This is a genomic window from Aedoeadaptatus coli, assembly GCF_900343085.1.
GTDB classification, from domain to species: domain Bacteria; phylum Bacillota; class Clostridia; order Tissierellales; family Peptoniphilaceae; genus Aedoeadaptatus; species Aedoeadaptatus coli.
Map to the genome: position 1 here is coordinate 83,896 of NZ_OPYI01000001.1, position 14,298 is coordinate 98,193.

A 14,298-nucleotide genomic window follows, 5' to 3' on the forward strand; every position below is an offset into this window, starting at 1 on the left:
CAAAATCAAAGCTATCTCTTTTTATATGAAAAGAAAGGGGGTTATGATGAAAGAAATAGTTAAATTTGAATACTATTATGGCAATGAATCAGAACAATATTCATTTTTTAGGATTCCCAAAACTTTATTCACCGACTTAAATTTTAAAAAACTATCCGTAGAAGCAAAAATTCTTTATGGAATTCTACTCGATAGAATGAGCTTGTCAATTAAGAATAAATGGTTAGATGAAGAAAACAAGGTATACATTATCTATACCATAGAAGAAATTATGGAAGTATTAAATTGGGGGAGAAATAAATCGGTCAAAGTAATGAAAGAAATTGAAGAGATAGGATTATTAGAAAAAAAGAGGTTAGGACTTGGAAAGCCAAATTTACTCTATGTAAAGAACTTTATTTACACAGAAAATAATAAAACTACAGAAGTTTCAAAAGCAAACCTCAAGAAGTTTAAAAAACAAACTTCAGGAAGTTTAGAAAACAAACCTCAAGAAGTTTCAAAAGAGGACTCTAATAATACTAATATTAATAATACTGAAACTAATAATACTGATTTTAATAATACCACCCCCATATCCCCCTTAGAAAAGCTAGGAGAAAAATCAAAAAAAACTTTGGAGGAGGAAGAATTAAAAGAAACTATAAAAAAGAATATATCTTATGAAATCTTTGAAAAAGTAAGAATAGAAGAAAAGAAGCAAGTAGATGTAATGATAAATGTACTTGTAAAAGCCTTAACTAGCTTTACAAACATTAAAATAGGAGGGAGGCATATATCCAATGAAAATTTTAAAGAAAAATTTCTAAGTCTTAACTATAAACACATAGACTATGTTTTGAAATACCTAAGAGAAAATGCTCCAAAGGATATTAGAAACATTAATGCTTATCTACTGACTCTCTTATACAATGCAGATGAAAATATTAGAAACATAGAAGTCATAAAGAGAGAAGATCAGAAAAGAGAAAACTATGACTATAGTAACGATGAGGATATATGGAGAGAAATTTTAAATACTTGATAGGAGAGGAGCATATGGAATTAATAAAAGAAATCCTAGAACAGAAAATAAAAAATGCAGAAACAAATAGTCCATCAAAAGATGAAGAAAATAGGAGTTATATAGATCAAGAAACAGGATTAAAATATTGTGCAAAATGTAAAACACCAATTGAAAAAGAAATAGACTTCTTTGGAGAAATAAAAAAAGTTGGTATTTTATGTCAATGTAAAAAAGAAAGACAAAAATTAGAGGAAGAAAAAAGAAAAGAAAATAAAAGGCTTTTAAAAATTGAACACTTAAAAAAAGAGTGTTTTTCTGATCCTATCTTATTAAATTGGAATTTTAAAAATATGGACAAAGATAGTGAGCATGAAAAAGTAGCAAAAAATTATGTGGAAAAATTTGATGAAATATATGAAAATAATATAGGATTAATTCTCATAGGGAATGTGGGATGTGGAAAAACATATCTTGCAAGTGCTATAGCAAATGCTTTACTAGAAAAAGAAATATCAGTCAAAATGACAAATTTTTCAGTAATTTTAAATGATATGACTAACTTTGAGATTGATAAGAGTAAGTATATAGATAACCTAAATCATAAGAAACTATTAATTATTGATGATTTTGGAATGGAAAGAGATACAGATTTTGCAGCTGAGCATATCTTTAACATAATAGATAGTAGATATAGAAGTGGGAAACCTCTAATTATAACAACAAACTTAAATATATCAGCTTTAACTAATCCTGAAACTATAAAAGATAAAAGAATTTACTCAAGGATACTTGAAATATGCAGTCCCATTATATTTACAGGAGAAAATAGAAGAATAGAAAAAATGAAGGAGAAATCAAAATTAGCCTATGAAATATTAAAAAAAGAATGAAAGTAGGTGAGTGAATGCAAAATGATGATATAAATAGCAGAACAATAGCCATAGTAAAAAAAGCGGGGATAGTTACAGCCAAGCAAGTTATAAATTTGATGAAGAAAATATTAGAAATAAATAAACATAAAGCGCAGACAGAACAGTCAAGACCCTTAGAAAAATTTAAAAAAGTAAAAGTAAAAGATCTTGTAAAAAAAGGTAAAGTAGAAACCTTAGAATTAAATGACATAGACTTAAAAGCATTGAAAAAAGAATTAAAAAGATATGGGGTGAAATTTTCCATAAAGAAAGATTTAGAAAATGGAAACAACATTATCTTTTTTCAAGCAAAAGATATAAAAGTGATGGAACAAGCTTTTAAAAAGACAGTCCAGAAATTTACTAAAGATAAGTCAAGAAAAAGAAAATCTGTAATAGAAAGGCTTAATAACTTCAAGGATAAAGTCAAAGATACTATTGACAGAGATAAGGTTAAACATAAGCATCAGGAACAAAGTTTATAATAAAAGCACTTAGATATATAATATATATGATGAGAAGGCATGAATAGCTTTATTGTTGAATACTATGAAAAAGAAGATGGAATCATCCAGTAGAAGAATTTCTCTTATCTATAGATAAAAAATGAGAACAGAAGCATTAGGGAAAAAACTAAAAAATACCTTTGAAAGTAAAATATAAGTATAATGGTGGTTTAAAATGACAAATAAAAGAATATGTCCCATATGTAACTCAAAGATGAAGCAACAGTTTATAGGTCTATTACATTGCAAGTGTGGTATAAGCTATCATAGAGATTTAGGATATTTTAAAAGAAATGAGAATATGATTTTTGTCTTGGAAAGAAAAAAGATAGGTAAAAAAATAAAACAAGTTCCAGTAATAATATATAAAAAAGATAAATAAGATACTAATGGGTAGAGAAATCTACTCTTTTTTATGGAGAGGAAGTGATTAATTCGAAAATACTAAATGAAATAATAAAAGATATAAAAAATGTTTTTAAGATAAGAGATAAGAAGAAATTTGTATTAGAAAATCTTCCTTACCTCTTATTTTTTTATATAGGAAATATCTTTGCAAGCCATGTCAACTCTTATGTAGGAGGAGATATAATAGATAGAATTCTAGTAGCTTTTAGTCAAATAGATACTTTAAAATATATTCCATCATTAAAAATAAAAAATCTGATACCCGGTCTAATTCTATCAGTAGTTATTAAGTTAATCCTTATACAGAAAAAGAAAAAAGCAAAAAAGTTTAGAGAGGGCAGAGAATATGGATCGGCAAGATGGGGAAATGAAAAAGATATTGAGCCATACATTGACAAGAAGTTTGAAAACAATGTGCTATTAACTCAAACTGAAAGACTTACCATGAACAATAGACCTAAAAATCCAAAATATGCGAGAAATAAAAATGTATTGGTAATTGGAGGTTCTGGTAGTGGTAAAACAAGGTTTTTTGTAAAGCCAAATCTCATGCAAATGCACTCTTCATATGTAGTAACCGATCCAAAAGGAACATTAGTCTTGGAATGTGGGAAAATGTTGGAAAGAAATGGATATGAGATAAAAATACTAAACACAATAAACTTTAAAAAATCCATGAGATATAATCCCTTTGCATACTTGAAAAGTGAAAAAGATATTTTGAAATTAGTACAAACAATAATTGCAAATACTAAGGGAGAAGGAGAAAAATCAACTGAGGATTTTTGGGTGAAAGCTGAAAAACTCTATTACACAGCACTTATAGGATATATCTGGTATGAAGCTCCTAAAGAAGAACAGAACTTTACAACTTTACTTGCTATGATAGATGCAAGTGAGGTAAGAGAAGAAGATGAAAATTTTAAAAATGCAGTAGACTATATGTTTGAAGCATTAGAAAAAGAAAAGCCAAATCATTTTGCAGTAAAACAATATAAGAAATACAAACTAGCAGCAGGAAAAACTGCCAAATCAATCCTTATATCCTGTGGAGCAAGGCTTGCTCCATTTGATATTCAGGAACTTAGGGACTTAATGAAAGAAGATGAACTGGAGCTTGATACACTTGGAGAAAAGAAAACAGCTTTATTCGTAATAATATCGGATACAGATGATACATTTAACTTTGTAGTATCAATAATGTACTCACAATTATTTAATCTATTATGTGATAAAGCAGATGATGAATATGGCGGAAGACTTCCTGTTCATGTGAGATGCCTACTTGATGAATTCGCAAATATCGGCTTAATTCCTAAATTTGAAAAGCTGATAGCAACTATTAGAAGTAGAGAAATATCAGCTTGTATAATATTACAAGCACAATCACAACTAAAAAGTATCTATAAAGATAATGCAGATACCATAGTTGGCAATTGTGATTCGACGTTATTTTTAGGAGGCAAAGAAAGAACAACATTAAAAGAATTATCTGAAAGCCTAGGCAAAGAAACCATAGACCTATATAACACATCAGAAACAAGATCAAATCAAAAGAGTTTTGGTTTAAACTATCAAAAAACTGGAAAAGAATTAATGAGTCAAGATGAAATAACTGTAATGGATGGTGGGAAATGTATCTACCAATTAAGAGGAGTTAGACCATTTCTTTCAGATAAATTTGACATAACCAAACATAAGAATTATAAGTTCCTTGAAGATTATGATAAGAGAAATATATTTGACATAGAGAAATACCTGCAGAGAAAAGATGAGGTTAAGTTAAAAGAGAGTATGGTAGTTGAAATATTAGATGAATAAATTTAAAATTAGAAGTAAGATAGATATTTAGGAAAGATTAAAAGAAATTACTTGACAAAAAATATTTTATAGCATATAATAATGTCAACAGTACCCGACACGCCTCTTAACAATGCGGACCAAGTCGGGTCATTTGATTTTAGGAGAAAAAATGAAAAAAATTCATCAAGAACCGATTAGTATAGAAAATCAAGTAAAAAACTTAATAGACTTAGGACTTTTAGTAGAAGATAAAACTTATGCTAAGAAAATTCTTGGAAGAATATCCTATTACAGGCTGATTAAAGCTTATAGTATCACATTAAAAAAAGATGGAAGATATATATCAGGAATAAGTTTTGAAGATATTGTAAGTTTATATAAATTTGATAGAGAACTTAGACAGCTTATATTTGAAACAATAGAGCATATTGAAGTTTCTTTAAGAGCAGTTATCACAAACTATTTTTCTTTAAGATATGGGAACTTTTCATATAAAGATATGAATAATTTTGAGAAACAAAAGGAACAAGAAAGGGTACTAGAAGAATTAGCAAGGGAAGTTAAAAGAAATAGACGCTCACCATTTATAAAAAACTTTAAAGACAATTATGAAGGTGGAGAAATTCCACTCTATGCAGTGATAGAAGTAGCAAGTTTTGGAACTTTATCTAAAATGTATAAGAATATGAAAAATGAAGATAAAAGTAAAATTGCAAAAGTCTTTCATACAGACTACCATTACTTTGAATCTTGGATAGAAAATTTTGCCTATATAAGAAATATATGTGCCCATTATGGCAGGCTATATGGAGCAAAGCTTACAAAATCACCAAAGCTATATAAAGAATATTTAAAAAATAATATTTCAAACAATACAATATTTGCTACATTAGTTAATCTTAAAATAGTTTCTGAAGAAGAAAATTACAAAAATTTTTATCATGATCTAATAGCACTAATAGCAAGATATGAAAATATTGAATTAAGACATGTTGGCTTTATAGAAAACTGGAAAGAATTACTAAAACCATAAAATTAAATAGAGAAATTTACACCGAAAAAAACATTTCGGTGTTTTTTTATGCCCAAAGGAGGAAGAATGAAATATATACGAGATGAGCCGAAAAAATAAGATACAGAGAAAAATGAAATATTAATTAATTAGAAGTAGAAGCGATAGAGAAAACTATCGCTTTTTTTATGGAATAAAGGAGATAGAACAAATGGAAAGAGAAATGCTAAATATTAATGGAAATCTAGTAGGAGAAATAAAAACAACTGCAATAGATACAAAGGAAGGAGAAAAAGAAGTAGCTAACTTCACAATAGTTAGAAAGAACAAAGAAGAAGGAAAGGTTAAGAAAGAATATATCTACTGTAATCTCTACGGAGAAAAGGCAAAAAGTGTGAAGGAATTTAAAAGTGGAGAATACATCCATATTTTTGGATATTTTAAGGAAACAAAAAAAGAAGACAAGACATTTAAAAATTTTATCGTAAAGCACATAAATAAAATTAAAAAAGAAGAAAAAGAGGAGGAAATATAAATGGAATTTTTTACACAAGCAGTAAATGTATTAAAAATATTAGTTACAGCAATTGGTGCAGGGCTTGGAGCATGGGGTGTTATCAACCTGATGGAAGGTTATGGGAATGACAACCCTGGTGCTAAATCTCAAGGCATTAAGCAGCTTATGGCTGGAGGGGGAATTGTACTCATAGGTTTAAAACTAATACCGCTATTAGCAAACGTGTTAAAATAAAATGTTTAATATAGTAGATAAGATCAAAGAGTTTTTTTCGGAGATACTTATTGATATGATCAAGGAAAATTTAAGCGGAATGCTCCTTGATATAAATGACAAAGTATCAACGATAGCAAATGAGGTAGGAAAGACTCCGAGTGGATGGAACTCGGAGGTTTTCCACTTCATAAAGTCTATTTCAGAAAATGTTATACTTCCCATAGCAGGTCTTATCATAACGGCTGTACTATGTATTGAATTAATTCAAATGGTAATGAACAAAAATAATATGCATGACACAGATACCTTTGGTTTTTTTAAATATATGATAAAAATGTGGATAGCAGTATGGCTTGTATCTCATGCTTTTGACTTTTCTATGGCAGTATTTGATGTGGCACAGAATTTAATAGGAAAGGCAGCAGGTGTGGCAAATGCTAGTGCAAAAGTTTCTCCGGGTGATATAGCTAATATGGTAGATAGCCTAAAAGGAGAGTCAATAGGAAAATTAATGACTATAGTACTAGAGACATCAATTGTAAAGATGATAATTCAAGGGATATCAATACTCATTACAGTTATTCTATACGGCAGGATGATAGAAATATATATTTATACTTCAGTTTGCGCCATACCTTTTGCCACAATGGGTAATAAAGAATGGGGAAGTATTGGAACAAACTATATAAGAGGGCTCTTCGCACTTGGCTTGCAAGGTTTATTCTTACTTATATGCGTAGGAATTTATGCCGTACTTGTTAAGACTTTAAATATATCAGACATACACAAAAGTATTTTTGAATTACTAGGATACACATTAATACTTGGGATAACTATGATGAAATCAGGAAGTATTGCAAAATCAATTTTAAATGCTCATTAATAAAAAAGGAGAAGATGATGAAAATTAGAAGAAAAAAGGACAAAAAAATTAATTTAAAAACACTTGGAACAATAGGACTCCCAATACTTTTAATAGGGGGATATATTACAAGAGAAATACAAAATAGAATGATTATAAGAAAAACATCGGAAGTTTTAGATAATAGAGAAGAAACGAATGAAAAAGTATTAGAAATAGCAGTGAATATGGGAAAATCATTAGAAGATCTGAACAGAGAAGATATATATGGCTTTTACTTAGAGGGTTTAGAATAATGGCTTATGTAAATGTCCCAAAGGACTTAACAAAAGTAAAAACAAAGGTAGCTCTAAATCTAACAAAAAGACAATTAATTGGCTTTACAATTGCAGGTCTAATAGGCTTTCCAGTATATTTAATGGTAAAAAAAGTGCTGCCTAATGACCTATCTATGTTAATCATGATAGGTGTGTCTTTTCCTATAATATTTGCAACTCTTTATGAAAAGGACGGGATCTATTTTGAAAAATATTTAAAGTATATTATAGATAAGAAAAGACAGACAAGTATAAGGATATACAAGACAGAATGTATTTATGATATAAAGAAACAAAGAAAGGAAAGGAGTAAATGAATCAAATACAGAAAAAACAACAGAAAAAATTAAATCAAGAAAAAAGAAATTTAAAAAAACAAAAAGAAGATTTAAAAAGCATTAGTATAAGTCAAAAAAAGATGAAAAAAGCAAATATTTCTAAAGAAAAAGGAAAGCCCAAAAAGAAGCTTTCCTTTTTTGGTGGGAAGAAGAAAAAGAGTGTTCAGGAAACAATCCCTTATTTAAGAATGTTGAGAAATGGGATTTGCCAAGTTGAGAAGAACAAATTTAATAAAATGATACGTTTTTTAGATATTAACTACCAGCTTTCCACAGAAGAAGATAAGGAAAGTATATTTAATGAATTTTCAAGTTTTTTAAACTATTTTGATCCAAGTGTCGATATGGAACTTTCATATATTAATCGTATAGGAAAAAATGAAGAAGTAGAAAAAAACATCAATGTTCCGGATAGAAACGATTCATATAATGAAATACGAAAAGAGTACAGGGAAATGCTAAAAAATCAGAGTCAGAAAGGAAATAATGGACTTACTAAATATATGTATATCACCTTTAGCTTACAAGCACAAGATTTAAAAGAGGCAACTACAAGACTTGAAAGAATGGAAATGGATATATTAAATAACTTTAAGCAGATGGGAGTAAAAGCTTATGTATTAAGTGGATATGAAAGGTTAAAGGTTATTCACGATATATTAAATCCGAATAAGAATTTTGTTTTTTCCTTTGAAGACCTAAAATATAGTGGACTATCTACTAAGGATTATATAGTACCAGCATCATTTAACTTTTCATCTCACAATCAATTTAAAATTGGAGAATACTTTGGAGAAGTAAACTTTCTGCAAATTCTAGCACCTGAATTATCAGATAGATTATTATCAGAATTTTTAGGGGTTGAAGAAAATATGATTGTAACATTTCATATAAATTCCATTGATCAAACAGAAGCCATAAAGATGATTAAAAGAAAAATAACGGACTTGGATAAAATGAAAATTGAAGAAAATAAGAAGGCTATAAGATCAGGATATGATATTGATATTCTTCCAAGCGATTTAATTACCTATGGTAATGATGCTAAGAAACTATTGGTAGAACTTCAAAATCATAATGAGAGAATGTTTGTCATAACTATTTTGTTTACAAATATGGAAAAAAGTAGAAAGAAATTGAGTAATATAATCTTTCAACTAAATTCAATAGCAGGTAGGCATAATTGTGTATTGAAAAATCTTAACTATAGACAGGAACAAGGACTAATTTCCTCCCTGCCACTTGGAAAAAATGAAATCGAAATAAAAAGAGGACTTACAACTAGCTCTACAGCAGTCTTTATTCCTTTTACAACAGAAGAGTTGTGCTTAGAAGGAGAGAGCTTATACTACGGATTAAATGCTTTAAGTCGTAACATCATTATGACAGATAGAAAGCTTTTAAAGAATCCAAACGGTTTAATACTTGGAACGCCTGGTAGTGGTAAATCTTTTTCGGCTAAAAGAGAAATTACCAATGCTTTTTTAATCACACAAGATGACATCATTATATGTGATCCGGAAGGGGAGTATGGAAATTTAACTAAGGCACTAGGTGGAGAAGTTATAAAAATATCGCCAACAAGTAAGGATTATATAAACCCGTTGGATATAAATGTAGACTATGCCGATGAAGACAATCCCTTATCTTTAAAGTCTGATTTTATTCTTTCACTGTTTGAACTTGTAGTAGGAAAGGAAGGGTTAAGTGCAGAAGAAACTTCAGTAATTGATAGATGTCTTCCAATATTATATAAGGATTACTTCGACAATCCCATTTCTGAAAATATGCCAATTTTAGAAGATTTATATAATTTACTTTTAAAACAAGAAGAAAATGTAGGGAAAAAATTAGCGGTAGAAATGGAAATTTATGTCAAAGGTAGTCTTAATGTATTTAATCATAGGACTAATGTAGATACAGGAAATAGAATTCTTTGTTATGACATTAAGGAATTAGGAAAGCAACTTAGAAAAATAGGTATGTTAATTGTTCAAGATCAAGTGTGGAATAGAGTAACTATTAATAGAAATAAGAAGGAAACCAGATATTACTGTGACGAATTCCATTTGCTTTTAAGAGAAGAACAAACAGCCTCATATTCCATAGAAATTTGGAAGAGATTTAGAAAATGGGGAGGGATTCCAACAGGATTAACACAAAATGTAAAGGACCTTTTAGCCAGTCCTGAAATAGAAAATATATTTGATAACACTGATTTTATCTTAATGCTTAATCAAGCTAGTGGTGATAGGGAAATTTTAGCGAACAAGTTAAATATATCTCTTTATCAGTTATCCTACGTCACAAATTCCAATGAGGGAGAGGGATTACTATTCTATGGAAACACAATAGTACCTTTTGTAGATAGCTTTCCTAAAGATACAAAATTGTATAAGTTAATGACAACTAAACCAGAAGAATTAAAGGAAGGGATAGAAATTGATAGACAGAGAGAAGTTAAAAACTAATTATATTATTAATTTAGATGCAATTTCTGCTCTAAAGGAATTTCCAGATAAAATATTTGATTGCTGTATTACATCTCCTCCATATTATGGACTTAGAGATTATAAAGCAGAAGGACAAATTGGAAGAGAAGAAAGTCCGGAGGAATATTTAAATAAATTAATTAAAGTCTTTAGAGAAGTAAAAAGAGTATTAAAAAAAGAAGGAACACTTTGGGTAGTTATTGGAGATTCTTATGCAGGTACAAGAAGCAAAAAAAAATATAAAGATCCTAAAAACATAGAAGGAAGAAGTGGTCAAAAAGAGTCTATTACAGAAAAACTCAGTGGCTACAAGGCAAAAGACTTAATGGGGATACCTTGGCAACTAGCTTTAAAATTAAGAGAGGATGGTTGGTATTTAAGAAGCGATATTATTTGGCATAAGGAAAATGCCATGCCTGAGTCTTGTAGGGATAGACCATCAAGGTCTTATGAACATATCTTCCTACTATCAAAAGCAAGAAAGTATTTCTATAACTTTGACGCTATGAAAGAACCAATAAAAGAAATAAGCAAGAAAAGATATATGAGGGCAAGAGGAAAAGATAATAAGTATTTACAAGAAGGCACAGGAGCTAAAAGACAGAGCATAAATGAAGCAAGAGAGTATGGAGAATATATAGGAGATAATGTCCCTAAGTTTAGAAACAATAGAGATATTTGGACTATTAACACCAGTGCGTTTAAAGGAAAACACTATGCGGTATTTCCACCAAAACTGGTAGAACTTTGTATAAAAGCAGGATGTCCTAAAAAAGGCTTAATTCTTGATCCCTTTATGGGTTCAGGAACTGTTGGAATGGTAGCTATTAGGATGGACAGAGAATATATTGGAATTGACATAAACAAAGACTACTGTCAAATAGCTAAAGAAAGGATAGAGAAAAATATGAAATAGGAGGTATATATGAAAAAGAAAGGGAAAGTAAACCCAAGAGATGTACCAAAGACCAAACTTATATCAGAAAAGAAAGAAGAAAGCAATGAAAAATTCAGTAGTACAGAGAGAAAATCAGATTTTTCAAAAAAAGAAATTAATAAAGTAAAAAGCAGGAATAACATAGACAATAATGATGAAAACTCTAAGTATTATTCATCTCATTTGCAAGAAAATAGTCAGGATTTACTCAACGAAAAAGATAAGTCAAATAGAGGAAGAAGACAAAGAAAAAACCATGAGGAAAAATTTGCAGAAGCCTCCTATCATAATGAATATCAGCCAGAATATTCGCAACAGCAGCATAGAAAAATGGAAGAAAATGAGGAAAGTAGATATGGTGAATATTACGGGCAAGAAACAGAATACAGGCTAAGTAACTTTAAAGAAGATTTTAATGATAGACCAAATTCAACTAGCTCTAATTTAAAAAGTAGCACTTCTCCCCAAAAAAATTACAAGGGGAATAGTAATTTAAAATGGAAGAAAAACGTTGAGAGTGAAAGTTTTAATGGAGTGCAAGAGAAAAAAATAAGGAGATTTAGAAAAGAAGAAGATAAGGATTTTAATATAGAGGTAAGTTCAACATATGATCCCTTATCGCAGGACTCAGATAATGATGGTGTCATAGATCGCTATGACATGAACTTTAGTGATAGCAATGTATCATATAGGGACACAAGAGATGACTATAAGTATTTACCATCTTCTGATGTGCAAAGAAAAAATTGGGATGGTTATTCTATTCTTGGTGAGAAAGGGAAAGAAAGCTTTCAAAAAAACACCTTTAAAAAACTTTATCAATCTCAAAGTCAGTTTAAGGATAAAGGGGAAAAAGTAGAATTAAAATCTTTAAATGGGAAGTTTAGAAGAAAATATCTATCATATAAGGCAAATGAAGAAGATAAAAAAATAATTCAAGACCTGAATACTAATAAAAAACAAAATAGCAAATATTTCAAAGGCAAAGTTAGAAATTTAGAAGAAAAAGATATGCTAATGGGTAAGGTTTCTAGTGGGAAATTTAGACAGGATAGCCTATCTGAAGGATTCAAAAGTGAATCTGAAAAAAATAAAGATAAATATAATATAAATAAAAAGAATCAAGAAAAAATAGGCACGAAAAAAGAAATCTTCAAACAGGAAAAAAACGTAATAAAAAATGAGAATCTTGAAGTAGATGAACTTGATTTAAATCATAGTGGAATTTCTAATAAAAACAAGGGAAAGAAAAGACAAATAAAAGACGCTTTTGATAATACTATAAAGAAAAGCAACTTTGATCCAAAGAAAGAATACACCAGGACAAAAAAAGAAGTACAGGATTCTAAAAATGTATCTGAAGAAAATAAGGTAGATACAAAAAATAAAACTAAATTCCATTCTAAAAAAGATAACAAAAGTGAAAAAGATAAGTTTTATAAAAAGGAAGATAAAATATCAAAACTATATGAGAAAAAGAATAAAAAAGAAAAAGAGTTAATTAAGTATAAGAAAAAGTCAAAAAAAGCGGGTTTAGAAAAACCTATTACTTTTGCGAGTGCTATGACGGCAAACTATCTATATAGTGGGAAAGATGATAATGCAGGTGTTAACGCTGCTTATAAGCTTAGTAGAACTACCGAAGTTGTAGGTAGAGAAATTAGCCATTTTAGAAGAAAAAAACCTTTAAAAACTCAAAGAAAAATAAAATCTTTAGAAGGAAAAATTTATAAGAAAGAAAGTAAACTTCTATTTCAAAGAAATTTTGAAGAATTGAAGAAGACTAAAGCTTATCAAAACTCTAATAAACTGAATCGATTTTTTATGAAAAAGAAGTTTCAGAGAGATTTTAGGAAGAAACACGGGGAAGGTTTAGTAAATAGAGTAAAGAAATCTTTCGCTAATATTGGAAAGAAAACATTGGAAGCTTTAAAAAACAAAGGATATAAGCAAATTTTAATTGCCCTTTGTATTTTAGGACTTTTTTTTATGCTATTTCAAGGAATTAGCAATGTTGGCAGTCTTACTTCAGGATTAACAAGTAATGTTATAGCTACAAGCTATCTATCAAAAGAAGAAGTTTTAATGGATATTAACAATGAATTTACAAGTTATGAATATGCCTTACAAGATGAAATAGATAGTATTAAAGAAAATTATCCAAATTATGATGAATATCATATAAAAGGAGATTCTGTTGGTCATGACCTACACGAGCTTTTTAGCTATTTAACAGCAAGATATGGAGAGATTAAGTCAGCTGAAGAGATACAAAAGGAATTAAAAAAGCTATTTAATCAAATGTATGAGAAAAAATATACTTCAAAGTCTATTACAAAATATGACAGTGAAGGAAATCCATACACCTATAGAATTCTAACATTAACTATAAAAAAGAAAAGTATTGATGAAATAGCAAGAGAAGAATTTGCAAACTATGAAACAAATATGGCTCATTATTTAGCATTACTTGATAGTCAGGGAAATATGAGTGGATATTTTGGATCAAGCTATGGGAACTTGGGAGAGATTATAGACAATCCAAACTTTGGAAATCCCGGTCTTGCTTTTGATTCTGAAACTGCCAAAGCCTTATTTAATGAAGCAGAAAAACATATAGGTAAAAGATATGTGTTTGGAGCAAGTGGACCATCTAACTTTGACTGTTCAGGTTTTGTATGTTGGTCATTTACAAAGTCTGGTGTAAAGAGAATGCCAAGAACTACAGCTTGGCTTATTTATAAAAACTATTGTAATCCAATATCTCCAAGCGAGGCAAAACCTGGGGATATTATTTTCTTTAAAGGCACATATAATTCCGGTACGCCAATTTCTCACGTAGGGATATATGCCGGAAATGGAATGATGCTCCATGCAGGAGATCCTATCCAATATACCAGTATAAACTCAAGATATTGGAAAAATCACTTTTATTCCTTTGGTAGACCAAAATAAGGGGGAAGGAGTAAAAAT

14 protein-coding genes are annotated in these 14,298 nt (G+C 29.3%); all 14 read left to right on the forward strand.

The annotated features are described in order from the left end of the window. The first annotated feature begins 46 nt into the window (after window positions 1-46). The 14 genes from DG046_RS00470 (at window position 47) to DG046_RS00535 (ending at window position 14,280) form a co-directional block, all read left to right on the forward strand. Window positions 47-1,024, forward strand: coding sequence for a replication initiator protein A (locus DG046_RS00470; RefSeq protein ID WP_002838936.1), 978 nt, complete (start codon window positions 47-49; stop codon window positions 1,022-1,024). A gap of 14 nt (window positions 1,025-1,038) precedes the next feature. Next, on the forward strand, window positions 1,039-1,896 hold the full coding sequence (locus DG046_RS00475; RefSeq protein WP_002838954.1) for an ATP-binding protein: 858 nt from the start codon (window positions 1,039-1,041) through the stop codon (window positions 1,894-1,896). Between the two features lie 14 nt (window positions 1,897-1,910). Next, entirely contained in the window at window positions 1,911-2,402 is a 492-nt protein-coding gene (locus DG046_RS00480; protein ID WP_002838927.1) for a PcfB family protein, read from the forward strand. Window positions 2,403-2,598: 196 nt separating this feature from the next. After that, window positions 2,599-2,805 carry a hypothetical protein gene (locus tag DG046_RS00485; RefSeq protein WP_022620867.1) on the forward strand — a complete coding sequence of 69 codons (207 nt, stop codon included), beginning with the start codon at window positions 2,599-2,601 and terminating at the stop codon, window positions 2,803-2,805. 44 nt (window positions 2,806-2,849) lie between these two features. Next, entirely contained in the window at window positions 2,850-4,652 is a 1,803-nt protein-coding gene (locus DG046_RS00490; protein WP_070736945.1) for a VirD4-like conjugal transfer protein, CD1115 family, read from the forward strand. A 151-nt stretch (window positions 4,653-4,803) separates the two neighbouring features. Then, on the forward strand, window positions 4,804-5,667 hold the full coding sequence (locus tag DG046_RS00495) for an Abi family protein (protein ID WP_019107265.1): 864 nt from the start codon (window positions 4,804-4,806) through the stop codon (window positions 5,665-5,667). 190 nt (window positions 5,668-5,857) lie between these two features. Next, window positions 5,858-6,181 carry a single-stranded DNA-binding protein gene (locus tag DG046_RS00500; RefSeq protein WP_002842079.1) on the forward strand — a complete coding sequence of 108 codons (324 nt, stop codon included), beginning with the start codon at window positions 5,858-5,860 and terminating at the stop codon, window positions 6,179-6,181. Further along, window positions 6,182-6,397, forward strand: coding sequence for a Maff2 family mobile element protein (locus tag DG046_RS00505; protein ID WP_002838961.1), 216 nt, complete (start codon window positions 6,182-6,184; stop codon window positions 6,395-6,397). A 1-nt stretch (window position 6,398) separates the two neighbouring features. Further along, on the forward strand, window positions 6,399-7,262 hold the full coding sequence (locus tag DG046_RS00510) for a VirB6/TrbL-like conjugal transfer protein, CD1112 family (protein WP_019107264.1): 864 nt from the start codon (window positions 6,399-6,401) through the stop codon (window positions 7,260-7,262). A 17-nt stretch (window positions 7,263-7,279) separates the two neighbouring features. Continuing rightward, window positions 7,280-7,537 (forward strand): hypothetical protein, encoded by a 258-nt coding sequence (locus tag DG046_RS00515; RefSeq protein ID WP_019107263.1) that lies wholly within the window; start codon window positions 7,280-7,282, stop codon window positions 7,535-7,537. Further along, on the forward strand, window positions 7,537-7,875 hold the full coding sequence (locus DG046_RS00520; RefSeq protein WP_002838958.1) for a PrgI family protein: 339 nt from the start codon (window positions 7,537-7,539) through the stop codon (window positions 7,873-7,875). The genes DG046_RS00515 and DG046_RS00520 overlap by 1 nt, the downstream gene beginning before the upstream one ends. Continuing rightward, a complete protein-coding gene (locus tag DG046_RS00525) occupies window positions 7,872-10,367 on the forward strand; it encodes a VirB4-like conjugal transfer ATPase, CD1110 family (protein WP_108830659.1) in 2,496 nt (831 codons plus the stop codon). Before DG046_RS00520 ends, DG046_RS00525 begins: the two co-directional genes overlap by 4 nt. After that, window positions 10,339-11,304 carry a DNA-methyltransferase gene (locus DG046_RS00530; RefSeq protein ID WP_019107261.1) on the forward strand — a complete coding sequence of 322 codons (966 nt, stop codon included), beginning with the start codon at window positions 10,339-10,341 and terminating at the stop codon, window positions 11,302-11,304. The genes DG046_RS00525 and DG046_RS00530 overlap by 29 nt, the downstream gene beginning before the upstream one ends. Window positions 11,305-11,313: 9 nt before the next feature. After that, the gene (locus DG046_RS00535) at window positions 11,314-14,280 is read left to right on the forward strand and encodes a C40 family peptidase (RefSeq protein ID WP_019117237.1); all 2,967 of its coding nucleotides are present in this window, start codon (window positions 11,314-11,316) and stop codon (window positions 14,278-14,280) included. Window positions 14,281-14,298 lie beyond the last annotated feature (18 nt).

What these genes read in the sequence shown, in the direction of transcription:
- DG046_RS00495 (WP_019107265.1), top strand. Translation starts at nt 4,804, where the DNA reads ATGAAAAAAATTCATCAAGAACCGATTAGTATAGAAAATCAAGTAAAA.
- DG046_RS00500 (WP_002842079.1), top strand. Translation starts at nt 5,858, where the DNA reads ATGGAAAGAGAAATGCTAAATATTAATGGAAATCTAGTAGGAGAAATA.
- DG046_RS00525 (WP_108830659.1), top strand. Translation starts at nt 7,872, where the DNA reads ATGAATCAAATACAGAAAAAACAACAGAAAAAATTAAATCAAGAAAAA.
- DG046_RS00475 (WP_002838954.1), top strand. Translation starts at nt 1,039, where the DNA reads ATGGAATTAATAAAAGAAATCCTAGAACAGAAAATAAAAAATGCAGAA.
- DG046_RS00510 (WP_019107264.1), top strand. Translation starts at nt 6,399, where the DNA reads ATGTTTAATATAGTAGATAAGATCAAAGAGTTTTTTTCGGAGATACTT.
- DG046_RS00535 (WP_019117237.1), top strand. Translation starts at nt 11,314, where the DNA reads ATGAAAAAGAAAGGGAAAGTAAACCCAAGAGATGTACCAAAGACCAAA.
- DG046_RS00520 (WP_002838958.1), top strand. Translation starts at nt 7,537, where the DNA reads ATGGCTTATGTAAATGTCCCAAAGGACTTAACAAAAGTAAAAACAAAG.
- DG046_RS00515 (WP_019107263.1), top strand. Translation starts at nt 7,280, where the DNA reads ATGAAAATTAGAAGAAAAAAGGACAAAAAAATTAATTTAAAAACACTT.
- DG046_RS00505 (WP_002838961.1), top strand. Translation starts at nt 6,182, where the DNA reads ATGGAATTTTTTACACAAGCAGTAAATGTATTAAAAATATTAGTTACA.
- DG046_RS00470 (WP_002838936.1), top strand. Translation starts at nt 47, where the DNA reads ATGAAAGAAATAGTTAAATTTGAATACTATTATGGCAATGAATCAGAA.
- DG046_RS00485 (WP_022620867.1), top strand. Translation starts at nt 2,599, where the DNA reads ATGACAAATAAAAGAATATGTCCCATATGTAACTCAAAGATGAAGCAA.
- DG046_RS00480 (WP_002838927.1), top strand. Translation starts at nt 1,911, where the DNA reads ATGCAAAATGATGATATAAATAGCAGAACAATAGCCATAGTAAAAAAA.